The following is a 22,875-nucleotide window of genomic DNA, read 5'->3' on the forward strand; positions in this document are numbered from 1 at the left end:
GCATCGATCAAAAATCGTCACTGGACGTTGAAATCCCGCACGAAAATTAACTAGACATGCAGTGCGGCTTAAATAAATACTGCTTTCAACGGATTACCGATAGCCCACATCCAGCAGGAGCCCGGATGCCTTGTTTTGCCAGACCCGAACATCGTTTCCGGTCTGGAACCTGACCCACACGAACGCAAGATCCATTCACCCTGATGAGCCCCATGGCAGGGTCTGGAGCGGGCACGGTGATGCGTGTAGTCATACCCGGTAACGAACAAAAAAGAGCGTCGCCTTACAAGGCTACCGCCGAAAAAATGCGTGGAAAACCGACAGTGATTGTCAGGCTTGGTGCCCCGTCACCCAGCCCTTTGAGACAGGAGTGCATCCATGCTGGTCTTGCGCCCAGTGCAGTTAACCGACCTGCCCCAGTTGCAGCGCCTTGCTCGCGAAAGCCTGGTGGGCGTCACGTCCTTGCCGGACGACAGCGAGCGTTTGCGCGATAAAATCCTCGATTCCTGCACATCTTTCGAGCAAAACGTGCAGAACCCCGGGCCGGAGAATTATTTCTTCGTACTCGAGGACCTGACAAACCGGTCTCTGATCGGATGTTCGGAGATTCTGGCGACTGCCGGGTTCGACGAACCGTTCTACAGCCTGCGCAATCGCCACTTCAATAGTGCCTCGCGGGAGTTGAACATCGAGCACGGCGTGCCGGCGTTGTCGCTGTGCCAGGACCTCAGTGGCCACACATTGCTGCGCGGTTTTCACATCGATGGCGCATGGACAGGAACGGCCGCCTCCGAACTGTTGTCGCGAGCGCGCCTGCTGTTCATTGCCGCCCATGCCCAGCGCTTTTGCGACACAGTGATTACCGAAATCGTCGGTTACAGCAGCGATGAGGGACATTCACCCTTCTGGGATGCCGTGGGCAAACACTTCTTCGACCTGCCCTACGTCGAAGCGGAGCGCTTGTGTGGCCTGGAAAGCCGGGCGTTCCTCGCCGAATTGATGCCGCAATATCCGATCTACGTGCCCATGCTGCCCCAAGCCGCGCAGGACTGCATCGGCCGGATCCACCCCGATGGCCAGGAAGCATTCGATATTCTTCAGCGCGAGGGATTCGAAACCAATCACTACGTCGACCTTTTCGACGGCGGTCCAACCCTGCTGGCCCGCACGGGCAACATACGGTCCATCGCCCAAAGCCAAACCACCCAGGCCAGCCCCGGTGCGTTCATCGACGCTCGAGGGCGTTACCTGGTCAGCAATGATTCGCTGGAGAACTTTCGCGTCATCATTGCAGAACTGGACTACCTGCCCGGAAAACCCGTGACCCTCGATGCCGCGATGTGTGCAGCGTTGAAGGTGACCGAGGGCCGTCAGGTTCGGTTGATTGCCCTGTGAGCATCGTTGTGTGCGGTGCCCGACAACGATCCCCGTACAAACCCGAAGCAGGAGCGGCATCATGATTGTTCGACCGGCCCAGGTGACCGACCTGCCTGCCCTGCTCGCGTTGGTTCGGCTTGCGGGTCGAGGGATGACGACTTTGCCGGCCGACGAAGAACGACTGAACTACCGATTGCGATGGGCAAAAAGAACGTTCGCCGAGCAGGTCGAACGTGCCGATGCGGATTACCTGTTCGTACTCGAAGACGACGATCAGCAAGTGGTGGGCGTGAGTGCCGTGGCGGGAGCCGTTGGCCTGCGCGAACCCTGGTACAACTATCGGGTCGGTCTGACGGTCAGCTCATCCCCGGACCTGGGGATCCAGCGACACATTCCGACCTTGTTCCTGAGCAATGAAATGACCGGGCAATCGGAACTCCGCACGTTGTTCCTGCGCCCCGACCAGCGCCTGGGCAGCCACGGTCGCCTTCTATCCCTGAGTCGCCTGTTGTTTGTCGCGGAGTTCCCGAGCCTGTTTGGCGACAAACTCATCGCCGAGCTGCGCGGCAGTGCCGACGAACAGGGCTGTTCGCCCTTCTGGGACAGCGTGGGCCGCCACTTTTTCCAGATGGATTTCAGCCACGCCGATCACCTGTCCGGGTTGGGCAACAAATCGTTCATCGCCGAACTGATGCCACGCCAACCCATTTATACCTGTCTGCTCACAGAACAGGCTCAAGCCGTGATCGGCAAACCTCACGCCAACAGCGAAGCGGCACTGAAAATCCTCAGCGACGAGGGTTTTGACCACAAAGGTTATATCGACATTTTCGACGCCGGCCCGGTCATCGAAGCCCCGACCTCCGGCATTCGCACCGTGCGCGACAGTCAATTGCTTGATTTGGCCATGGGCGCCCCGGACGAGCAGGCGCCGATGTGGCTGATCCACAACCGCCGACTGGAAAACTGTCGCATCACTGCTGCCCGGGCACGACAATCAGGGCACAGTCTGGTGGTTGATCGTCTCACCGCCAAACGCCTGCAATTGCGACCCGGCGATTCTGTTCGAGCCGTCCCCTTGCTCAAACAACAGCAGCAGGCAGTGGCGGCGTAACACCTCAATTGCCTGGCGTGCCGTTGGTCGCTCAACCCAAGCCGACATCCCCCAGACATACCCGCGTTTACCTTGAAACAGACAATGGCACACACCAAAAGGCAGCAATCACGGCAAATTCGTCATCATTCTCGACTCGCCAGCGTGATAGCCTTTTACAACTTCGGCGTTGACACTTTTGCTCAAGCCCTTCCATTTCCATTGGTGGAACTCATATGTCCAGGCTGTCTCATCAAGATTTGCGCCACAATTTTCGCCAGCTGTTCGCGTCCAAAACCTGCTATCACACCGCATCGGTCTTCGATCCGATGTCGGCGCGCATCGCCGCCGACCTGGGGTTTGAGGTAGGCATCCTGGGAGGTTCGGTTGCATCGTTACAAGTGCTGGGCGCCCCCGACTTTGCCTTGATCACCCTCAGTGAGTTCGCCGAGCAGGCCACCCGTATCGGGCGTGTCGCCCAGTTACCGGTCATCGCCGACGCCGACCATGGCTACGGCAATGCATTGAATGTGATGCGTACCATTGTTGAACTGGAACGTGCCGGCATCGCGGCCCTGACCATCGAAGACACCCTGCTGCCCGCCCAATTCGGCCGCAAATCCACCGACTTGATTACCGTCGCCGAGGGCGTCGGCAAGATCCGCGCGGCACTGGAAGCCCGCTGCGATTCGGAAATGGCAATCATTGCCCGCACCAACGCAGGGATCCTGCCGGTGCAGGAAATCATCAGCCGCACCAAGCAATACCAGCGCGCCGGTGCCGATGGTATTTGCATGGTAGGGGTAAAGGATTTCGATCATCTGGAGCAAATCGCCGAACACCTGAGCGTCCCGTTGATGCTGGTGACCTACGGCAACCCGCTGCTGCGTGACGACAAACGTCTGGCCGAACTTGGCGTGCGCGTGGTAATCGACGGCCACGGCGCCTACTTCGCCGCCATCAAGGCGACCTACGACAGCCTGCGCGAGCAACGCCAGATCTTCACCCAGGCCTCTGACCTGAGCGCTACCGAACTGACTCACACCTACACTCAGCCTGAAGAGTACATCCGCTATGCGGAGGAATTCATGAGCGTCAAGGAGTGATGGGCAGGCGGTAGTCAGGCGGCGACAATGGGATCAGGGGATCAAACCGAGCCGAGCAGCTCATGCCGTGGCCTGTCGTCACGGCAACAGATCACCCGATTACGCCCCGTGCTCTTGGCTTCATACAGCGCCTGATCCGCATCATTGAGCCACAGGGTCGCGTCGGTGTGGCCTGCGTTGAACGCCGCAAGACCAATACTCAGGCTGACCTTCAACGTCGGATTCTGTTCATAACCCAGGGTGGCGAAGCGATCACGCAAGCCCTCCATGACAGCAGCGGCACTGCTCAGGGGCAGGTCCGGCAGGATCACGCAAAATTCATCGCCGCCATAACGCCCGGCGACATCCGTGGCCCGCAGGTTGTGTTTGAGCATCTTGCTCAGTTGCCGCAACACGATGTCTCCGGCGACGTGACCGTAGGTGTCGTTGATGATTTTGAAATGGTCGATGTCGATCAGGGCAATCGCCCCGCCCTGGCGTTGCCGCTGGCAGCGCTGGAATTCCACTTCCAGCTGGTCCTTCCAGGCGCCGTGGTTGAGCAATCCGGTCAGGCTGTCGGTGCGGCTCAGGGCCAGTAACTCGCGCTTTTGCCGCCCGAGGGTATAAGCCTGGCGATAGCAGATCCAGCCCAGCGCCAGCGGATAAAGACACATCAGCGGCAAACTGGCGTAGAGCTGGATCTGGCTGGTTTCGGGAACCACGATGGGGTTGAAAAACAGCCAGCCAACGCCCATCCCGAGTACCTGCGCGGCGGTCCCCGTCAGCAGAAAGCGCAAACCGCCAATGGCGACATTATTCATCGCCATCATCGAAAGGGTGGTGGCGGCAGGCAAAGGATTGAAGTGCATGGCGACAACCCAGAACCCACCCATAAAGGCGTCCACCAACAGGTTACGCTGTTCCGCGTGGTAGGGACGCGCAACCCGACGCGACCAATGGTAGGCCAGGTGCGGCCAGAGCAACCCATTGAACAACATCAGGCCCCATACCCAAGGCGCCGGGTTCAATGGGAACATCGCCACACTCACGCATAACAAACCCAACCCGAGGCCGAGGATGCGCGATGTGTAGAGCCTCCTGGCCAGTGAAAGTCCTTTTCCTCCCATCTTTCCCATTGGGACCTCTGCCGCACGGAACAAAACCTGATTACACCGGTGGTGCAGGTACTGTCGGAGTCTAACAGGGCAACGTCAAATAGCCATCACCGGCTAGCGGCGCATAAACCGAGCGCTGTGTGCGAGTCTGTTCGCGCCCACTTGATGAAGATCACGCGCAATACCGCTTCGTTTGGCTATACATGAAAGAAGCGTTCGCTAAACCACGAGCAAACAGGAGGCCCATGCAGACCTTTCAAGTGCTGATCATCGGCAGCGGCTTTGGTGGTCAGTGCGCCGCCGTCAATTTGCTCAAGGCCGGCATTACCGACTTCCGTGTGCTGGAGCGGCGGGACTTCTTCGGTGGCACCTGGTGCCAGAACACCTACCCCGGCGCCGCCGTCGATGTGCCTTCACCGCTGTATTCACTGTCCTTTGCCCCCTACCGCTGGACGCAGATGTTTGCCGAACAGGCCGAACTTCATCGCTACACCGGTCATGTGATCGAGCACTTTGGCCTGCGCGAACGAGTGGAATTGCAAGCCGATGTCGAGCGTGTCGAATGGGACGATGCTGGCAAACGCTGGGCCGTGCACACTGCCGCCAAAGGCACGTTTCACGCACAATTTCTGATCAACGCCACGGGTCCCTTGAGCCAACCGGTAATTCCGCATTTCGAGGGGGAGGAACGCTTCCAGGGCAAAACCTTTCATACCAACAATTGGGACCATTCCTACGATTACCGGCAAAAACGCGTGGCCATTGTCGGCAGCGGTGCCAGCGCGGCGCAGGTGATTCCGGCGATAGCCCCGGACGTCGGGCACTTGCATGTGTTCCAGCGTACGCCGCATTGGGTGCTGCCTCGGGCTGACCGTACATTCGGGCGTTTCCAGCGTTGGTTGCTCGGCATCAGGCCGGCCTACAAGCTGCTGCGCTGGATGATCTACTGGCAGTTTGAAACCCGGGTGATCGCCTTCAAATACTCGAAACCGGCGTTGCACATGGTCCAGCAAGAGGCCCTGCGCTTTATCAGGCGCCAGGTTCCCGACGGCGAACTTCGGCGAAAACTGACGCCGGACTACACCATCGGCTGCAAACGGGTGATTCTATCGAGCACGCTGTACCCGGCGCTGGCCCGCAGCAACGTAACGCTGCACAGCCGCGAACAGGCCATCGCCGCTATCGACGAAACCGGTATCGTGATGCAGGACGGCCAACACATCGATCTCGATCTGATTATCTGGTCCACCGGTTATGACGCCACCGACGGGGTGATTTCCTACCCGGTCAGCGGCAAGAACGGCACGCAACTGCGAAATGTCTGGCGCGAATTCCCCCGAGCCTACCTCGGCACTGCCCTGCCGGACTTTCCCAACCTGTTTATCGTCACCGGCCCGAACACGGGCATCGGCCACACCTCGGCGCTGTTCATCATCGAATCGCAAATGAACTACATCCTCGACTGCATTCAAACGTTAAAAGCACAAGGTTTGCGCAGCATTGAAGTTCGCCCGGAAGCAGAACGTACCTACACTGAAATGATCCATAGAGAAATGGAGCGCACGGTGTGGAAGTCGGGAGGCTGCCACAGTTGGTATCAAAGCAAGAGCGGTCATGTGATTGCCATGTTTCCGGGGTTCAGTTTCAGCTTCCACCGCTTGACCCGAACCTTGAAACCGGCCGATCACATTTTGTCCTGATTCGTCAGAAGGAAGGCGCCTGATGCTTTTACTGGTTGTCGCAATCGCGGTTTTCGCCGCCTGGAGCTGGTTGAGCTACCCGGCCATCGGCTATTGGATCTATGAATTGAGCACGGCCGCCGAAGCCAAGTTGTACAAGCTGCACAAGATTGTCGTGCCCATCGCCGAAATGACCGTCTCAACCTGGCAAGGTGGCCCCTACGAAGCATCCAGCAATGTGTTGATGCTGCATGGTTTTAGCGCCGATAAAAATATCTGGCTGCGCTTTGCCCGATATTTTGTCGGCAATTATCGGGTCATCATCCCCGACATCGCCGGTCATGGCGAAACCGGCTTCAAGGCCGGCGGCGGCTATGACATCCCGTTGCAGGCCAAGCGCATCATCCAATTGCTGGATGTGTGCGGCGTGGACAAGGTTCATGTGATTGGCAACTCGATGGGCGGGTATCTGGCGGCATGGCTGGCGGCAACGTACCCGGAACGCATCGTTTCGGTCGCCCTGATTGATCCGGCGGGCGTGACCGCGCCCGAACCCAGTGATCTGGAGCGGCATCTTGCCCGGGGCCACAATCCTTTCCTGATCAACTCCCGCGAAGAATTCAAATACCTCTATGCCATGACCATGGCCGATCCACCATGGGTGCCGCGCGTGGTGCTGGATGCCTTTGCCCATCGCTATGAACAGTCGCGGGACGAACTGGAAGAGATTTTTCGCGACTTCCGCGCCAGCCCGCCGATGGAGCCGAAACTCCCTTCGATCAAAGCCCCGGCCCTGCTGCTCTGGGGACGCAAGGACCGTTTGATCGATGTCAGCAGTGTGGCGATCTGGAGCAAAGGCATCGCTGATCTACGGGTAGAAATCTGGGAAGGCGTCGGCCATATGCCAATGGTCGAGGCACCGGCCGGTTCAGCCCACCTGTATCGGGAGTTTTTGGCATCGCTGCGCTCGGAAAGCCCACAGGATCAACGACTGCACTGAAGATGCAGTCCTTTGCAGAATGAAGTTCGTCAGAAACTTCGTTTGTCGGCGACGCCCAAGGCTGCGATCTTTTGATCCATCCTTCTCGTTACCGCGCCAGGAATTCTGTTCATGAACCACCCTAGCTTCGTCAGCCCTGACCTGATCCGCCAACGCTTTTCCAGAGCGATGTCCGACATGTACCGCGAAGAAGTGCCGCTGTACGGCGCGTTGATGGAATTGGTGGAACAGACCAACCGTCACGTGCTCGACAGCGATCCGCAAGTGGCGCAGCAGTTGAACAGCACTGGCGAAATCGAACGCCTGGACCTGGAGCGCCACGGTGCGATCCGGATCGGCACGGCCGCTGAACTGGCCACCCTCGCCCGCCTGTTCGCGGTGATGGGCATGCAACCCGTGGGTTATTACGATTTGACCCCGGCCGGCGTCCCCGTGCACTCCACGGCATTTCGTGCCGTGCATGAAGCAGCGTTGCAGGTCAGCCCGTTCCGTGTTTTCACCTCGCTATTGCGCCTGGAACTGATCGAAGATCTTGAGTTGCGGGCCTTCGCCCAGTCGGTTTTGGATAAACGGTCGATCTTCACCCCGACTGCGCTCACGTTGATCGAGCGCGCCGAGACCCAGGGCGGTCTCACCGAACAAGAGGCGGTAACATTCGTCGAGCAGGCGCTGGAAACCTTCCGCTGGCACCACAGTGCCACTGTGACCGCCGAGCAATATCAGAAGCTCAGCGCCCAGCATCGCCTGATCGCCGATGTCGTGGCTTTCAAGGGGCCGCATATCAATCACCTGACTCCGCGTACCCTGGACATCGACATCGTCCAGGCACAAATGCCTGCCCATGGCATCACCCCCAAAGCGGTAATCGAAGGTCCGCCCCGTCGTCAGTGCCCTATTCTGCTGCGCCAGACCAGTTTCAAGGCACTCGACGAACCGGTCGCGTTCATCGACCAAGCCCAAACACGCGGCAGTCACAGCGCCCGTTTCGGTGAGATCGAACAACGTGGCGCTGCGCTCACGCCCAAAGGCCGGGCGCTGTATGACCGCCTGCTCAATGCGGCGCGGGATGAACTCAAGGATTTCCCCAATGAAGCCAATGCCAAGCGTTACAACACGCTGATGGCGCAACACTTCAGCGAATTTCCCGACACCTACGAAGACATGCGCCGTCAGGAGCTGGCGTACTTTCGCTATTTTGTGACAGAAAAAGGCCTGGCAGCAGCCGAGCTGAAAACCTTGCCTCTGGAAGATCTGGTCAGCAACGGCTATCTGCGAGTTGAACCGTTGGTGTACGAAGATTTCCTGCCGGTCAGCGCGGCGGGGATTTTTCAGTCAAATCTGGGGGACGCGGCGCAGACCCACTATGGCGTGCATTCCAATCAGCAAGCGTTCGAGAGAGCCCTGGGGCGCCCGACCATTGATGAATTGGGGTTGTATGCCGAGACCCAGCGGCGCTCGATCGAGCAGTGTTTTGCCTCGTTCGCACACTGACATTGGACTGACTGCGGGAGCGAGCACGCTCGCTCCCGCAGAGTGGGTTATTTCAGTTTCGCCAATAGCGCTTCAGCCGTTGCCTGTGACGACGCCGGGTTCTGCCCGGTCAGCAACAGACCATCCGTGAGCACATAACTCGCCCAGTCCGGGCCCTTGGAAAAAATCCCGCCTTTGGCCTTGAGCTCGTCTTCGACCAGAAACGGCACGACGTTGGTCAATTGCACGGCGTCCTCCTCACTGTTGGTGAACCCCGTCACCTTCTTGCCTTTGACCAAGGGCTGGCCGTCGGCGCTCTTGGCATGCCGTAAAACACCCGGGGCATGGCAAACGGTCGCGACCGGTTTGCCGGCGTTGTAAAAAGATTCGATCAGGGCAATCGAATGCTTGTCTTCGGCCAGGTCCCAAAGCGGACCATGGCCGCCGGGATAGAAAATCGCATCGTAATCGCTGGCCTTGACCGAGCTGAGCAGCACGGTGGATGCCAAGGCCGACTGCGCAGCCGTGTCCTTGCGAAAACGCTCGGTGGCTTCAGTTTGTGCATCCGGTTCGTCACTTTTCGGGTCCAGCGGTGGTTGCCCGCCTTTGGGTGAAGCCAGGGTCAATTGAGCGCCGGCATCCTTGAAGGCGTAATACGGTGCCGCGAATTCCTCCAGCCAGAATCCGGTTTTCTTGCCGGTGTTACCCAATTGATCGTGGGACGTTAAAACCATCAGGATTTTCATGTCGTCACTCCGTCTCGGGACTGCAATGGTGGCTTATAGCCGTGATGCGCCGAAAACTGCCCGCTTGGCACGCTGCAGGTTCTCGGCGCGAGGTGGATCATTCGGTCTGTCGGGCGATTCGACAAGGTGCGCCACAATTCGACCTGTATTGCGCAGCAACCTGCGCAGATATCGAGGTGTTTTAGCGAAAGAACGTTCCCCTGAATTGACTCGACCTGCGGCCTCAGGGGCTTCGCGGCGTATGGCACGGACCTTGTTAATCGTGAGACCCCCATCAGGCGAACGTGCCTTTCGGGAGCCTCACTTTACTCTAGCAAGGAGAGCATCCATGGCTACACCCGCGTATATGTATGTGAATGGCGTGACACAAGGCTTGATCACTGACGGTGCTTTCACGGCTGACTCCGTTGGCAACATCTTTCAGGAGGGTCGTGAAAATGAGGTCATGGTTCAAGGTTTCAGCCACGAACTGACAATGCCGCGCGATCCGCAATCTGGTCAAACAACAGGCCTACGCATTCACAAACCGGTAATAATCACGAAGGTCTTCGACAAATCTTCGCCCTTACTACTGCAGGCGTTGACGACGGGTGAAGTGATGACATCTGTCCTGATCAAATGGTACCGCATATCGATAAAGGGGACTCAAGAGCACTACTACACCACCGAGCTTGAAGATGCGATCATCGTCCATATCAAAGATTACATGCACAACTGCCAGGATCCGGCGAATTCGCATTTCACGCATTTACAAGACGTGCACTTTACCTATCGAAAAATAACCTGGACCCACGAAGTAAGTGGTACTTCGGGCTCCGATGACTGGCGCTCGCCGGCAGGCTGATGTGCTCGTGCAATAACTATCGAACCGCTTTTTTCCGGTCTAATTTATAGATCGTATTGGAGAAGCCCCATACGCAAAGAAGAGTTCGCCCAGTGCCATGGCCTCGGCATCCCTGCACCGGTAAAGAGCCGAAACACTGGGCGAACGAGACGCATATTAAATCAACTCCTTGAAGTTGTCCGCGAGTATAAATATGAAATTTACAGATACATATTTATCAAATGTCGACTCAAATATAATTTTGATCGCTCATTAAGACTCACCAACTCGTTAAAATCAGTGAATATCCCTGTACAAGTTGTACAAGGACATTCAGCCAATAGAGTAGAGACTCAACTTTTTCGTGTGGTGACCTTCAGTATATCGGTGTAAACCACATTGACCGTCTGGCCTTTCTTCAGATCCTTTAGCTTGGCTTGCATTTCAGGTCTTACGACATCGATCGTCTTAGACTGGCCTTTGGGGTTCTCGAAGGTCACCCGATTGTTCTTCACATCGATGTCGGTGATCTTCAGTTGTACCTGTACCTGACGGTAGGCTTCACCCCCCGGATTGGCGCTGCCGGGCGCGGCGCGGGCTTCACCGGTTCGCTCGATGCTGCCCGGCAAGCCTTTGTCGATATCGGTGTCGAGGTAAGCCGCCACAGCGCGGGTGACCTCAATGTCCACTTGGTCGCCGGCCTTCAGGTTGCCGAGGTTCTTGGCCTTCTCGGTCAATTGCACATGCACCTGATTGCCTTCAGGCCCCTCAAGCACGACTTGATGATTGGCGGCATCGACCGACACGACTTTGGTGGTGATTTGATCTGCTTCCACGACAGCAGACAGCGGGATGTCAGCCGCAATGACACTCAGGCTGGTGGCAGAGAGCAAGGTGGCAAGGGTGATGGCTTTGGTCAGTGCGTGAAGTTTCATAGGCAGAACATTCCCTGTGATCATTGGCGACAAACGGCTTTGAACCCGGGTTAAAAGCCGCGTGCGAATGAGCATAGACGCTGTTGCGCGAGTTCGACGCTAATCTGCATTCTTCGCGGTTTCTTGCGCTGTCGACTCTCCGCTGCGGGTGCCCTTGCCACTTTCCTCGCGCCGCGTCGGATCGGTTGGACGCAGGGCATCGTTGTCGCGTTCTGTTTCCCCCGGTGGACGGGGCTCGTCGGGGTTTTCTGATTCCGGTGTCGGTTTCATGGCGTATTCCTCATGCCTCGGGGTCTTCGACTTCCCGGGCAACGTTGATGGCCGGTGAGTCTTTGTGGGACTGCTCCGCTCTGGCTCGCAAGTCTTGCCACTGTTGAAGGTCAACCGCGCCCTGGCCCAGCAGATCGTCGGCCAGACGCAGCAATTCCATGTAATGCGCGTCCGGGGATTGTTGCCAGTAAGCCTGGTCTTCAAACAGGCGCTGCCATGCGTCAAGGTCGGGTGGGGTGAGGTCTTCGCGCATGACAGTCTCCGGTCTGTGGCCTTCTTGATTTAGGAGGCCCGCGAACATCAGAGAGTTCCGGCTCAATACCCGGTCATTTCCAGATACCCCTGCCCTTTATGGCTGCCGCTCAAGCGCACCGGGCCTTCCCAGTAAGGAATGCGCAAATTCATCCAGGCCCCGGGATTGAGGGCGTTGATGACGATGTCGAGGTGTTTGTCGGGAATCCGGATCGACCAGCGCACCGGCATCTCGTGCCCTGCCACCGAAGCGGTGTCCTGCGGGACGAGGCGGATGTCGCCGGCCCTTAACAGTTGCGTCTGGCCTCGGGCATCGATCCACGTTCCAGTCAAATAGGGCTCACCGTCCTTGTGCCGCATGCGATAGAGCATCACTTGTTCGCCACTCTCCAGGTGCAGGGAAAACCAGTCCCACCCGGTCTGATTGGCCGTCAGCGGCTGGCTGCTCCATTCGCGGTCGAGCCACGCGGGGCCGCTGACTTGATACGGCTTGCCGTCGATCTCAAGCGTGCCGCTGGCCTGGAAAAACGGTTGGCTGTAGTAATACGACGCCTGGCCTTGCTCGGATTTTTGGCTAAACCCCTGGTCACCTTGCAACACCAGCGGTTGGGTCGACGTCAGCCGCAATCGATAACTGAAGGCTTTGTCCCGGGCACTGAGTTGCAGGTCGGTCAATGGGTTTTCAGAAGAGGCCTGGCTGCTGAACACCCAGTCGTCGATCCACGCGCTGAACGGCGTCAGGCTGACGCCCGCCTGACCGACGCCCCCCCGGGCATAACGTTCGGCTGCATGATGTGCCGTCGCCGAGGTCACTGCCGCATGCCCGAGCCAGATCGTCTGATTCTCCCAGCCCTTGACCTCGGGTGTGGCTTTCAAGGCACTGCGAAACAATGTCCACTGCGCGCCGAATTCGTGACCCTGCGGGTCCTTGAGGTTGGCGGTGACGTACCACCACTCGATCCGGAAACCGTCATGAGGGCCGTGATCCGCCGGGAAGCTGAACACTCGACCGGGCACCACCTTGGTGAATGCACTCGCTTGATTGCCCAGCCCCGCAAAGCCTTTTTCCGATGGCGCCGGTTGCTCGCAACCGCTCGACAAGACTGCCAACAGGCACACGACGCACTTAATCCTCATGGGCAAAAGTCCTCAGCAGGTCCGCTGGCTGCGTGCGGTACAACGCGTAAAGCGGCCATGCCGACGCCAGCAACGTTGCCAGCAATGCCAGCCCCATCAACTGCAGCAATTGCAGCGGGAACACCCGCAGTGGCAAGCGCCAGCCGAATGCCTGAACGTTGATCACCGTGTCGAGACACCAGGCCAACGCAACGCCCAACGGCAGTGCCAGCGCCAGGGTCAGCACTGCCAGCAACCAGGTTTGCCCGAGGTTGAGCTGCATCAATTGCTGTCGCGTCACCCCCAGCGCCCATAATGGCGCCAGTTGCCCGAGGCGGTTCTGGCTCTGGGTCAGCAGGCTGATGAACAACGCCACGCCGGCCACGCACAGGGTCAGGCTGTTGAGGGCGGCGGTGGCGGCGAACGTTCGCTCGAATACTTGCGTGGACCATCCCTTGAGCCGCGCCTGGTCGACGATGCGGCTGTCTTCAAGGTCAAAGCGCGCCTGCAAGGCCTGTACGAACGGTGCAATCAACGTCGGCTCGATGCGCAGATTGAAACGGTTCGGCGTCAATTGCGGCCAACCACGCAACAGATGATTGATGTTCACCAGCACGTGGCCCTTGGGATTTCCGTAATCGGCGTAGATCCCGATGATGCGCGGCGACCACGGGCCATTGGGCGTCGCCATCGACAGATGATCGCCCAAGCCGACCTTCAAACGCCGGGCCAGCTGTTCGCTGAGCATCACCGCGTCGTCCGTCGCCAGCTGCTCCCAGGGCTTGTCGCCCAAGGCTTCGAGCAGTGGCCAGTGCTGACGATAGGTCGGGTGATCGATTACCCCGAACACATCCGCCGGCCAACCTTGCAATTGAATCGGCACTTGCCAGTTGGGCAATACCGCCGTGAGTTGCGGCTGCTGCATCAGCCAGCCGTGCAGCTCCCGGGCCTGGGTCGGGTTTTGTGGATTGAGGTAAAGCTCGGCGGTCAGCCGTTGTTCCAGCCAGTCGCTGAACGTCTGGCGAAAACCGGCGGTCATGCTGCCGGCCCCGATGTTCGCCGCCAGCGCCAACAGCAGCGCCATCAGCGCCAGGCTCAGGGCCGGTAACTGCTGGCGGCAATCGGCGAGAAACCACTGGCCGAGCACCGACCGAGCGCGATGCAGCAGCAGATTGAGTAGCGCATCGAGCACCACGGGCAACGCCAGTGCCGCACCGATCAACAGTGTCGCCATCAACAAAAACCCGCTGATCAGACTGTCACCCAACACCAGCGCCAACCCGGCGCTTGCCAGGGCTATCGCCGCCACCCAGCCCTGGCGCCGCAACCAACGCGCATGCGCCTGATGCCACGCCTGCGGATCGGCCAGGGCCAGCAATGGCAAACGCGACGCCCGCCACAGGCTGTTGGTACCGGCGAGCAACGCGCCCAGCAGGCTTAACCCTATGCCGCCGAGCCACCACAGTGGACTGAGGTTCAACTGCCCCGCCACTTCCGCGCCGTACAAGCCGCGCAGGCTGGCGGCGACATCCGGCAGCAACACGCCGGCCAGTAAATAGCCGCTGACCACCCCGGCCAACCCGCCTACCAGGGCCAGCCCACCCAGTTCGACGGCGAGACAGGTGATCAGCATCCGCGCACTGACGCCACAGGCACGCATCGTGCGCAGCAAACCACGGCGCTGTTCCAGGGCGAGGCCGATGGCTGCATGCACGATAAACAGTCCGACCACGAACGACAGAAACCCCAACGCATTGAGATTCAGATGAAAGCTTTCGGTCAGGCGTGCCAGATTGTTTTCTTCAGCGCTGCTTTTGAATTGCAGTTGTCCCTTGAACGCATCGGGAAGTGGCGCAATGAAATCCTTGGGCAGTAACAACCGCGACAGCTGTTCCGGCAAACCGAGAATCTGTTGGGCAAACCCGATGTCCACCAACAACACCCCCGGGGCCATATCGGTTTGCGCATGCAGGGGCGGCAACGGCGTCCCGCTCACGCTCACAGGCCGGTCCCCTTCTTTCAATCCCAATGACTGCAAGGTCGATGGCGCAATCCAGGTACTTCCCGGCGCAGTAAAGAACTCGACCACCTGTTCGATTGCCAACGCCTGGCCCGCCACCGGCGAACCACCCGGCAGTGACACTGGTTCGATGCCCATCAGTTGCAGCCGTTGATCTTCATGGTCCTTGAGCGTCAGCCTTCCCTGCAGTACCGGCGACACCGGCCAACCGGCGCGACGCAGGTCGACAAACCATTGCTGCGGGAACGTCCCGCCAGCGGTTGCACTGAGGCTGGCCTGGGGTTCACCGCCAATCAGCTGGCTGGCGCGGGCGTAGCTTTCTCGCGCCTGGCTGTTCAACGCTTGCACGCCGGTCAGCAGACTGGTGGCCAGCCACAGCCCGGTCAGCACACTGAAAAACTGCACCGGATGCTTCCGCCAGTGACTGAGCAGCGCGCGCAGGGTTTCGCCGAAAATGCGCATCTCAGCGACCGTCCACACCGAGCAGACGACCACCGTGCAGCACCACTTTTTCTGCCAGCTGCGCCGCCACGCCCTGACTGTGAGTGACCATCAACAGCGTCGTGGTGCTGTCGTCGAGCAACGCCAGCAATAACCGCAATACCTCGGCACTGGTGGTTTCATCCAGGCTGCCGGTAGGTTCGTCGGCCAGCAACAGCTTCGGCCGTGAGGCCAAGGCTCGCCCCAGTGCAACACGCTGCTGCTGACCGCCAGACAATTGCTCCGGATAACGTTTGAGCAACTCGCCCAGCCCCAAACGTTGCACCAGATGCGCCTGCCAGCGTGGATCATGACGACCGGCAAGCCGCGCCTGAAAGGCCAGGTTGTCCTCCACCCGCAGGCTGCCGATCAGGTTGAACTGTTGGAACACCAGGCCGATTTCGGTGCGCCGCCACTTCGCCAGTTGCCCTTCGTTCATCTGTTCCAGACGATGCTCACCGCTGCGGATACTGCCGCGGTCGACCTTGTCCAGGCCGGCGATCAGGTGCAGCAAAGTACTCTTTCCGCTGCCCGACTCGCCCATCAACGCCAGACTGCTGCCGGGCTTGAGCGTCAGGTCGACACCTTGCAGCACCGGCAACGGCCCCTGCGGCGTGGCGTAGCTTTTGAAGACACCCTGGACCTCAAGCATGAGAGAACCCGTTCGATTGGCGTGGGCCAAGGATAGCGGGCCTGAATGGTTTTTGTCCGTTGGCGATTGCCATCTGGAACGGGCGCCGCCGTACCCTCGAGGCTGGTCTGACCATAACGATAAGAAACGGAGACGCCATGCCACGTTTTACTTTGAGCCACCGCGGCCTGCTGGCCTGCCTGATCACCGCGTGCCTGACGCAATCGGCGGTGGCCGCCGATGCACCTGTCGCCGCCAGCGCGCAAACCGCCGCCAGCAACAGTGCCGTGTTGCAACAACTGCCCTTTAGCGATCGCACCGATTTCGAGTCGGTGGGCAAGGGCTTGATTGCGCCCTTCAAGGGCCAGGTCAAGGATGCCGCCGGCAAGGTCATCTGGGATGTCCAGGCTTATGACTTCCTGCTCAAGGACCAGGCTCCGGATTCGGTCAACCCGAGTCTTTGGCGTCTGGCTCAACTCAACGCTCATGCCGGGCTGTTCGAAGTCAGCCCGAAGATTTACCAGGTGCGTGGTCTCGACGTGGCCAACATGACCATCATCGAGGGCGATGACGGGTTGATCATCATCGACCCGCTGACCATGGCCGAAACCGCCAAAGCGGCGCTGGCGCTGTACTACCAGAACCGTCCGCAGAAACCGGTGGTGGCGGTGATCTACAGCCACACTCACGTTGACCATTTCGGTGGTGTACGCGGGGTAATCGACGAGGCCGACGTCAAGGCCGGCAAGGTCAAGGTATTCGCCCCCGCCGGGTTCATGGAACACGTGATGAGCGAGAACGTGTTCGCCGGCAATGCCATGAGCCGTCGCGCGCAGTACCAGTTCGGCAGTCTGTTGCCTCGCGGTGAAAAGGGCCAGGTCGATGCAGGTCTGGGCAAAAGCACGCCGAGCGGCGGCACCATCACCCTGATCGCGCCGACCGACCTGATCGACAAGGAACTGCAAACCCGCACTATCGCCGGGTTGGAGGTAGAGTTTCAGCTCACACCGGGTACCGAAGCGCCGGCAGAAATGAACCTCTACCTGCCACAACTGCGCGCCTTGTGCATGGCAGAAAACGCCACGCAAATGATGCACAACATTCTCACCCCACGCGGCGCGCAAGTGCGTGACGCCAAGGCCTGGGCGCAATACCTGGACAACAGCCTGGCGCGCTACGGCGACAAGAGTGACGTGCTGTTTGCCCAGCACAACTGGCCGACCTGGGGCGGCGAGCGCATCCGCACCTTCCTCGCCGACCAGCGCGACATGTACGCCTTCCTCAACGACCGTACCCTGCACTTGCTCAACCAGGGCCTGACCCCGCTGGAAGTCGCCGACGCGATCAAGAAACTGCCGGGCAGCCTCGACCAGAAGTGGTACACCCGCGGTTACTACGGCTCCCTGAGTTTCAACGTGCGGGCGGTGTACCAGCGTTACCTGGGTTTCTACGATGGCAACCCGGCCAACCTCAACCCGTTGCCCCCGGTGGACAGCGCCAAACGCAGCGTCGAGGCCATGGGCGGTGGCGTAGCGGTGTTGGAGAAAATGCGCGCCGCCATGGCCAAGGGCGATTACCGTTGGGCGGCGCAACTGGGCAATCAGTTGCTGTTCAGCGAACCGGATAACGCCGACGCGCGCACGGCCCAGGCCGAGACATTGGAGCAACTCGGTTATCAAAGCGAAAACGCTACCTGGCGCAACATGTACCTGACCGGTGCCATGGAGCTTCGCAACGGCGTACCCACCCATGCGGGCTCGTCGGTATCGGCCGACATGGTGCGGGCGATGAGTCCTGAGATGTTCTTCGATTTCCTGGCCATTCGCCTGGACAGCGACAAAGCCGTTGGCCACGACATGACCCTGAACTGGACGTTCGAAGAGCCGAACAAGGATTTCACCCTGACCCTGCGCAACGGCGTATTGACCCACCGCCCTGGCCTCGACCCGCAGGCCGATGCATCAGTGAGCATGAGCAAGACAACGCTGGAGCAGATCAGCCTCAAGCAAACGGACTTCCCGACAGCGATCCACAAAGGCCTGGTCAAACTGCAAGGCAATGGCAAGAAGCTTGGCGAATTGATGAGCAGCCTGGACACCTTTTCGCCGCAGTTCAATATCGTCACGCCTTGATCGGATGACGCGGGAAAACCGCGTCGCCCCCATCGCGAGCAAGTTCGGTCCCACAGTGGTTCTGCGCCTGGCAGAAAAACCGCGGCCAGCGTCAAACCCTGTAGGAGCACGGCTTGCCCGCGATGACGGCGGCAGATTCAACATCCATGGTGTCAGACATTTCGCCATCGCGAGCAAGCTGTGCTCCCACAGGGGATTTGTGCCGAGCACAACAACCACAGCCAGCCTCAACCCCTGTAGGAGCAAGGCTTGCCCGCGATGACGGCGGCAGATTCAACATCCATGGTGTCAGACATTTCGCCATCGCGAGCAAGCTGTGCTCCCACAGGGGATTTGTGCCGAGCACAACAACTGCGGCCACCTCAGCGCCTGTGCCAACCTGCTGGCGATGGCTTGGCCCTCACTACACAGAAACCGCTTCCACCAACGGCATCCGCCAGCGCTGTTCAATCACCTCCGGCTTGGGTCCGTACAGGCGCAGGATCAACGTAAACGCGCCCTGCGCTGGCGTTGGCAACCAGTTGTTCGACGACTCGGGCGCTGAGGTCTGCATGACCAGTGTCACCCCGCCATCCGCATCCACTTGCAATGCATCGCGACTGCTCAGGCAGTAACGGTCTATGGGATTGGCGACCAATTGTCGGTCCGGCAAGTCGTACAACGTCAGCGACCAGAACTCGCTGGCTGGCGGCAATTGTCCCGGTGCAAACCGCAATCGATAGCGGCGCCCGCCCTGCAACGGTTGTCCCCGACTGTCCAGCCGCGCGCCGGTGTAGAACGCCTCCTCGACACTGTTGCCGTAGATTCCGACATTCGCGGCGACCGCACGATTCAAATAGTTGCCGTGCAGCGCTTGACGATTACCGAACAGGCCCAGTGTGGTGCGCGTTTGACTGACCGCGGTTTGCAGTTGCGCTTGTGCGTCCGCCACCCCGGCCATCAGGGCGTCACGTACGTCCGTAGTCAGGGCTGCCACATCGAATGCCTGACCGGGCACGATGCCGATCCGCGCAAAACGTTCGAGCAACGCTTGTTCTGATGGTGGGGTCGGGCACAGCGTGAGGATCTGATTCAGCGTCGCGATGAACTCCAATCCAAGGCCGGTTTTGGCATCCCAGGGTTGCCAGGCAATTGCCGCAGCCGCAACCGGTGGCGCGCTGCCAGTGTATTCATGCAGCGCACGCAAACGGTATTGCTGCTGCAAGGCGCGCACGGCCGGCAAGTCGTCGGCGTTCTTCAGGCCGGTGCGCCCGAGGATCATCACGATCTCGGTTTCGCTGCGCAGCACAGCCTTGATGCCTTCCGGCGTCGGGCCTTGCCAGTGCGGCCCGACAATCAGGTAATCCCCCGCCTCGCGACCGGTGCTGAGCACGCCGACATAAGCAAAATTGTGGGTGTATTGATCGACCAACTGGTGCACGTAGTAGCGGTCGGCAGCAACCGCCGGCACGCTCAGTACCTGCGGTTCGCTGCGCAGGTCCAGCCAGGCCCAGGAGTACGGTGTGTCGTTGTTCGGCGTAACGATTTCGCGGTTGTTCGGGGTGTACAACGCGCTGTAGTGACGGAAACGATTGAAGCCGCCGACATAGGCCGGCGCACTTGGATCAAGCGCCTGCTTTTCCAGGGTCTGGTAATGCATGAGCATCGGGTAGGCGTAGATCCAGGCCTCCCGGGCAATCGTGCGCAGCTCATCGGAACCGCTGGCCAACAACCAGCGCGGCAACATCAAGCCACCCGCCAACACGCCCATGCCTCCCAGTACACGGCGGCGACTGACGAACATGTTCATGGCTCGACCCTCGCGATAGCAGGCAGCGGGTAGCTGCCGTCCAGCGCCCCGCCCTTCGGCAGATACAGGCGCAACAACAGGTTGAATGGGCCTGCGGGCGTCGGCAGCCAGTTGCTTTGCTGCGCTGGTGCATTGGCTTGCAGGATCAGGGTCAGGCCGCCGTCGGCGTCGTATTGCAAACCCGGACTGCGATCACCCAGCGAGTAACGCTCGATCGGATTGGCCGCAAGCAATTGCGTCTTGCCGTCGTACAGGGTCAACGACCAGAAGGCATTCACCGGCGGCAACTGCCCGGCCGGGAAGTGCAGACGATAGGCATATCGGCCATCCAACAACTGCCCCTGAGCATCGTGCAGCGCCATCGGGTAGACCGCTTCCAGCGGATCGTTGGCGTAGATGTAGCGCCAGGCGACGGCCGCGCGAGTCAGGTCGTCATCGCCGAATTTGCCGACATTGCTCGGCGAGCGAAGCCAGCCTTGCTGCTCCACCGAGATCTGGCTGGACGCGGCGCGCACCTGGTCTCGCCCCGCTTCGGCACCTTGGGCAATGGCTGGGTTGAGGTCTTTTGGCGGGGCGAACGCTACGCCGGGTTTCACCCCGATGGCAGCGAAACGCTTGAGTTTTGCTTGCTCGCTGGCCGTCCATTGATGCAACGGCGCCAGCGCATTGAAGGTGCTGAACAAAGCCTGCGCCGGGCCTTGTTTGGTGTCCTGATAGGTCGGCAGGTGCAGCGGCGCCATCGGCTCAGGCGTTGCACTTGCGATCACTTTGGACAACGGCTGCAAGGCATAGCCCATCAACACTTTTGCGGCCTCCTGCTGATCTGCTTTGCCTTTGACTTCGGTTCGCCCGAGCAAAAACACCAGGCGACTCGGCGAACGAATCACACCGTTGAATCCGCTTGGCAGCTCACCTTTCCAGTCCGGCCCGACGATCAGGTAGCGCCCGGCCTGATCGCCGGTAGCGCGGGTGCCAATGTAGTCGAGGTTATCGGTGCGCATGTCGACCAACTGGAAGCTGTAGTAGCGCCCCTGCACCGCCGGCACTTGCAGCACTTGTGGTTCAGCACGCAAATCGAGCAAGGCCCGGGAATAGAACGTGTCGTTGTTTGGCGACACCACTTTGTTGTCCTGCGGGCCGAGCAATCGCGCTTCGCTGTAGAGGCGGTTGAACGGCAGCTTCGCGGCGATGGCGCTGAGCACCTTGTCGTGCTCGACGGTAGCGTAAGCAAACACATAGGCCTCTTGCGCCAGCGCCCTGGCCTGCGATTGATCGAGGGTTTGCGCGTGAACCGAGCCCAGGCTTGCGCCCAGGGCCAGCGCGGATATCCAGTAGCGCACGGATAGATCTCCTTAAGGGTGATGAATGATCGTTCCCACGCTCTGCGTGGGAATGCCTCTTGTGACGCTCCGCGTCACGCTTTGGGACGCCGAGCGTCCCGGGCTACATTCCCACGCGGAGCGTGGGAACGATCGAACGACGACGCAGAGCGTGGGAACGATCGACAAAAAAGGGTTATTTGGCCCAGCGCCGCAGGTCCGACGGGGTGTAGTCGTCGGTCTTGGCGGCAAAGCCGACACGCATCGGCTCGGTCTCTTCGTTGGCCAGGCCACCGGCGTAATAACGTCCGGAAATCAGGTCATAGGAGGTTTCCAGCACGTTGTAGGTGAAGCCGTGGTCGTATTGCTGAATCGCATGCAGTTCACCGCTGCGCCACAGTTCGCCGCGGCTGTCGTACTGGTCCGATTGGGCGATCTGCCAACTGTCTTCGTCGACATAGAACCGGCGCTTGGCATAGATGTGTCGCGCGTCGGGCTTGAGGGTCGCTTCGACCACCCACACCCGATGCTTTTCGTAACGGGCCAGATCCTGATTGATATGGTTGGGTTGGATCACAGCGTCGTACTTGATGTCGCGGCTGCCGATCTTGTAGCTGTTGTAAGGGATGTACAGCTCTTGCTTGCCCACCAGTTTCCAGTCGAAGCGATCCGGCGCGCCGTTGTAGCCGTCGATGTTGTCGGCGGTGATCAGGCCGTTGCTGTAACGGGCGCTGTTGTCGTAGGCGATCATCGGTGCACGGCGCACCCGGCGCTGGCCCGGCAGGTATTGCCACGCCGAACGCGGCTCGGCGACCTGATCGATCGGCTCATGCACCAGTACCGCTTCTCCGGACAAACGCGCCGGTTCCAATACGCGGCTCTTGAACATGAACAGGATGTTCGAGTTTGCCTCCAGCCCGCCCACCGTGTCGGCGAAGTTGATCAGCGACTGATTACGCACGTAACTGGTGGCGCCGTTTTCACGCACCAATGCCGCACTGCTGATGCGCTCGTAACTGCCACCGCGATAACGGGTCATATGGTTCCACATCACCTCGAGGCCTTCGGTGGGCAGTGGAAACGGAATGCCCCGCGCATAGTCGTGCAAGCCATTGCCACCGTCGGCCATGCTTGTTTTGGCCACATTGTCACGGCTCGCCGCGAGCACGTCCTTGGGCAGGTTGGCGCTGCGGTGGCTCGGGTAGATGTTCATTTTGTAGCTGTCGGGGAAACGCTTGAACAAGGCAATTTGACCCGGGCTGAGAAACTTCTGGTACTGGCTGACGTTCTTTGCCGTGATGGTGAACAACGGTTTCTCGGCGGCATATGGATCGCTGTACCCGCCCTTGCTATCGACGATACCGGCGTTGGCGCCAAGGCCTCCGGTCCAGACCGGAATGCTGCCGTCGGCATTGGCCGCCATCTCCGAACCCATCGGGGTCAGGGTTTTGCCCAGAGCAGCCGAATCGGTGCCTTTGGCCTGAGCCAGGCCTACGGTGCAGGCCAGGGCCAGCACGCACAATTGCATACGCATTATGATTCT

At 59.7% G+C, this 22,875-nt stretch carries 19 protein-coding genes; 8 read left to right on the plus strand and 11 right to left on the minus strand.

Features of this window, described 5'->3' with window-relative positions; all coding sequences use genetic code 11:
* Positions 1–378 precede the first annotated feature (378 nt).
* The 3 genes from D8U18_RS21000 (at position 379) to D8U18_RS21015 (ending at position 3,576) form a co-directional block, all read left to right on the plus strand.
* Positions 379–1,395 (plus strand): arginine N-succinyltransferase, encoded by a 1,017-nt coding sequence (locus tag D8U18_RS21000; RefSeq protein WP_130907386.1) that lies wholly within the window; start codon positions 379–381, stop codon positions 1,393–1,395.
* Between the two features lie 61 nt (positions 1,396–1,456).
* Entirely contained in the window at positions 1,457–2,491 is a 1,035-nt protein-coding gene (gene astA / locus D8U18_RS21005) for an arginine N-succinyltransferase (RefSeq protein ID WP_131108340.1), read from the plus strand.
* Positions 2,492–2,706: 215 nt separating this feature from the next.
* The gene (locus tag D8U18_RS21015; protein ID WP_056854561.1) at positions 2,707–3,576 is read left to right on the plus strand and encodes an oxaloacetate decarboxylase; all 870 of its coding nucleotides are present in this window, start codon (positions 2,707–2,709) and stop codon (positions 3,574–3,576) included.
* Positions 3,577–3,617: 41 nt separating this feature from the next.
* Here D8U18_RS21015 and D8U18_RS21020 read toward each other — a convergent pair whose 3' ends face one another.
* On the minus strand, positions 3,618–4,691 hold the full coding sequence (locus D8U18_RS21020; RefSeq protein ID WP_131108341.1) for a diguanylate cyclase: 1,074 nt from the start codon (positions 4,689–4,691) through the stop codon (positions 3,618–3,620).
* A 224-nt stretch (positions 4,692–4,915) separates the two neighbouring features.
* On the opposite strand from D8U18_RS21020, the gene D8U18_RS21025 reads away from it, so the two are divergent.
* The 3 genes from D8U18_RS21025 to D8U18_RS21035 all read left to right on the plus strand — a co-directional run bounded on the left by D8U18_RS21025 (position 4,916) and on the right by D8U18_RS21035 (position 8,840).
* Complete coding sequence (locus D8U18_RS21025) at positions 4,916–6,370, plus strand: NAD(P)/FAD-dependent oxidoreductase (RefSeq protein ID WP_131108342.1); 1,455 nt, start codon at positions 4,916–4,918, stop codon at positions 6,368–6,370.
* A gap of 22 nt (positions 6,371–6,392) precedes the next feature.
* Positions 6,393–7,349, plus strand: coding sequence for an alpha/beta fold hydrolase (locus D8U18_RS21030; RefSeq protein ID WP_056854564.1), 957 nt, complete (start codon positions 6,393–6,395; stop codon positions 7,347–7,349).
* 111 nt (positions 7,350–7,460) lie between these two features.
* Complete coding sequence (locus D8U18_RS21035) at positions 7,461–8,840, plus strand: VOC family protein (RefSeq protein ID WP_131108343.1); 1,380 nt, start codon at positions 7,461–7,463, stop codon at positions 8,838–8,840.
* Between the two features lie 47 nt (positions 8,841–8,887).
* Here the strand turns inward: D8U18_RS21035 and D8U18_RS21040 are convergent, their stop codons facing one another.
* On the minus strand, positions 8,888–9,565 hold the full coding sequence (locus D8U18_RS21040; RefSeq protein WP_056854566.1) for a type 1 glutamine amidotransferase domain-containing protein: 678 nt from the start codon (positions 9,563–9,565) through the stop codon (positions 8,888–8,890).
* Positions 9,566–9,893: 328 nt separating this feature from the next.
* Here D8U18_RS21040 and D8U18_RS21045 point away from each other — a divergent pair, with 328 nt between their 5' ends.
* Complete coding sequence (locus D8U18_RS21045) at positions 9,894–10,409, plus strand: Hcp family type VI secretion system effector (protein WP_056854567.1); 516 nt, start codon at positions 9,894–9,896, stop codon at positions 10,407–10,409.
* Positions 10,410–10,741: 332 nt separating this feature from the next.
* Here D8U18_RS21045 and D8U18_RS21050 read toward each other — a convergent pair whose 3' ends face one another.
* The 6 genes from D8U18_RS21050 to D8U18_RS21070 form a co-directional block, all read right to left on the minus strand.
* Positions 10,742–11,323 carry a hypothetical protein gene (locus D8U18_RS21050; RefSeq protein ID WP_056854568.1) on the minus strand — a complete coding sequence of 194 codons (582 nt, stop codon included), beginning with the start codon at positions 11,321–11,323 and terminating at the stop codon, positions 10,742–10,744.
* 99 nt (positions 11,324–11,422) lie between these two features.
* Complete coding sequence (locus tag D8U18_RS28795; RefSeq protein WP_177336583.1) at positions 11,423–11,593, minus strand: hypothetical protein; 171 nt, start codon at positions 11,591–11,593, stop codon at positions 11,423–11,425.
* Between the two features lie 10 nt (positions 11,594–11,603).
* Positions 11,604–11,846, minus strand: coding sequence for a hypothetical protein (locus D8U18_RS21055; RefSeq protein ID WP_130907381.1), 243 nt, complete (start codon positions 11,844–11,846; stop codon positions 11,604–11,606).
* Positions 11,847–11,908: 62 nt separating this feature from the next.
* The gene (locus tag D8U18_RS21060) at positions 11,909–12,982 is read right to left on the minus strand and encodes a lipocalin-like domain-containing protein (RefSeq protein ID WP_131108344.1); all 1,074 of its coding nucleotides are present in this window, start codon (positions 12,980–12,982) and stop codon (positions 11,909–11,911) included.
* Positions 12,972–15,443, minus strand: a complete 2,472-nt coding sequence (locus D8U18_RS21065) for an FtsX-like permease family protein (protein WP_131108345.1) — start codon at positions 15,441–15,443, stop codon at positions 12,972–12,974. The genes D8U18_RS21060 and D8U18_RS21065 overlap by 11 nt, the downstream gene beginning before the upstream one ends.
* 1 nt (position 15,444) lies before the next feature.
* The gene (locus D8U18_RS21070) at positions 15,445–16,113 is read right to left on the minus strand and encodes an ABC transporter ATP-binding protein (RefSeq protein ID WP_056854572.1); all 669 of its coding nucleotides are present in this window, start codon (positions 16,111–16,113) and stop codon (positions 15,445–15,447) included.
* Positions 16,114–16,250: 137 nt separating this feature from the next.
* Here D8U18_RS21070 and D8U18_RS21075 point away from each other — a divergent pair, with 137 nt between their 5' ends.
* A complete protein-coding gene (locus D8U18_RS21075) occupies positions 16,251–18,224 on the plus strand; it encodes an alkyl sulfatase dimerization domain-containing protein (RefSeq protein ID WP_131108346.1) in 1,974 nt (657 codons plus the stop codon).
* A 403-nt stretch (positions 18,225–18,627) separates the two neighbouring features.
* Here D8U18_RS21075 and D8U18_RS21080 read toward each other — a convergent pair whose 3' ends face one another.
* The 3 genes from D8U18_RS21080 to D8U18_RS21090 form a co-directional block, all read right to left on the minus strand.
* Positions 18,628–20,013 (minus strand): DUF1254 domain-containing protein, encoded by a 1,386-nt coding sequence (locus tag D8U18_RS21080; protein ID WP_131108347.1) that lies wholly within the window; start codon positions 20,011–20,013, stop codon positions 18,628–18,630.
* A complete protein-coding gene (locus D8U18_RS21085) occupies positions 20,010–21,353 on the minus strand; it encodes a DUF1254 domain-containing protein (RefSeq protein WP_131108348.1) in 1,344 nt (447 codons plus the stop codon). Before D8U18_RS21085 ends, D8U18_RS21080 begins: the two co-directional genes overlap by 4 nt.
* 175 nt (positions 21,354–21,528) lie before the next feature.
* Positions 21,529–22,866 carry a DUF1329 domain-containing protein gene (locus D8U18_RS21090; RefSeq protein WP_056854576.1) on the minus strand — a complete coding sequence of 446 codons (1,338 nt, stop codon included), beginning with the start codon at positions 22,864–22,866 and terminating at the stop codon, positions 21,529–21,531.
* Positions 22,867–22,875: the final 9 nt, after the last annotated feature.

The sequence above is a fragment of the Pseudomonas sp. Sample_10 genome (genome assembly GCF_004321495.1).
In the GTDB taxonomy this organism is placed as follows: Bacteria; Pseudomonadota; Gammaproteobacteria; order Pseudomonadales; family Pseudomonadaceae; genus Aquipseudomonas.

Bases quoted from the DNA above. Each gene is read 5' to 3' on its own strand.
- D8U18_RS21000 (WP_130907386.1), top strand. From the start codon at position 379: ATGCTGGTCTTGCGCCCAGTGCAGTTAACCGACCTGCCCCAGTTGCAG.
- astA (WP_131108340.1), top strand. From the start codon at position 1,457: ATGATTGTTCGACCGGCCCAGGTGACCGACCTGCCTGCCCTGCTCGCG.
- D8U18_RS21015 (WP_056854561.1), top strand. From the start codon at position 2,707: ATGTCCAGGCTGTCTCATCAAGATTTGCGCCACAATTTTCGCCAGCTG.
- D8U18_RS21020 (WP_131108341.1), bottom strand. From the start codon at position 4,691: ATGGGAAAGATGGGAGGAAAAGGACTTTCACTGGCCAGGAGGCTCTAC.
- D8U18_RS21025 (WP_131108342.1), top strand. From the start codon at position 4,916: ATGCAGACCTTTCAAGTGCTGATCATCGGCAGCGGCTTTGGTGGTCAG.
- D8U18_RS21030 (WP_056854564.1), top strand. From the start codon at position 6,393: ATGCTTTTACTGGTTGTCGCAATCGCGGTTTTCGCCGCCTGGAGCTGG.
- D8U18_RS21035 (WP_131108343.1), top strand. From the start codon at position 7,461: ATGAACCACCCTAGCTTCGTCAGCCCTGACCTGATCCGCCAACGCTTT.
- D8U18_RS21040 (WP_056854566.1), bottom strand. From the start codon at position 9,565: ATGAAAATCCTGATGGTTTTAACGTCCCACGATCAATTGGGTAACACC.
- D8U18_RS21045 (WP_056854567.1), top strand. From the start codon at position 9,894: ATGGCTACACCCGCGTATATGTATGTGAATGGCGTGACACAAGGCTTG.
- D8U18_RS21050 (WP_056854568.1), bottom strand. From the start codon at position 11,323: ATGAAACTTCACGCACTGACCAAAGCCATCACCCTTGCCACCTTGCTC.
- D8U18_RS28795 (WP_177336583.1), bottom strand. From the start codon at position 11,593: ATGAAACCGACACCGGAATCAGAAAACCCCGACGAGCCCCGTCCACCG.
- D8U18_RS21055 (WP_130907381.1), bottom strand. From the start codon at position 11,846: ATGCGCGAAGACCTCACCCCACCCGACCTTGACGCATGGCAGCGCCTG.
- D8U18_RS21060 (WP_131108344.1), bottom strand. From the start codon at position 12,982: ATGAGGATTAAGTGCGTCGTGTGCCTGTTGGCAGTCTTGTCGAGCGGT.
- D8U18_RS21065 (WP_131108345.1), bottom strand. From the start codon at position 15,443: ATGCGCATTTTCGGCGAAACCCTGCGCGCGCTGCTCAGTCACTGGCGG.
- D8U18_RS21070 (WP_056854572.1), bottom strand. From the start codon at position 16,113: ATGCTTGAGGTCCAGGGTGTCTTCAAAAGCTACGCCACGCCGCAGGGG.
- D8U18_RS21075 (WP_131108346.1), top strand. From the start codon at position 16,251: ATGCCACGTTTTACTTTGAGCCACCGCGGCCTGCTGGCCTGCCTGATC.
- D8U18_RS21080 (WP_131108347.1), bottom strand. From the start codon at position 20,013: ATGAACATGTTCGTCAGTCGCCGCCGTGTACTGGGAGGCATGGGCGTG.
- D8U18_RS21090 (WP_056854576.1), bottom strand. From the start codon at position 22,866: ATGCGTATGCAATTGTGCGTGCTGGCCCTGGCCTGCACCGTAGGCCTG.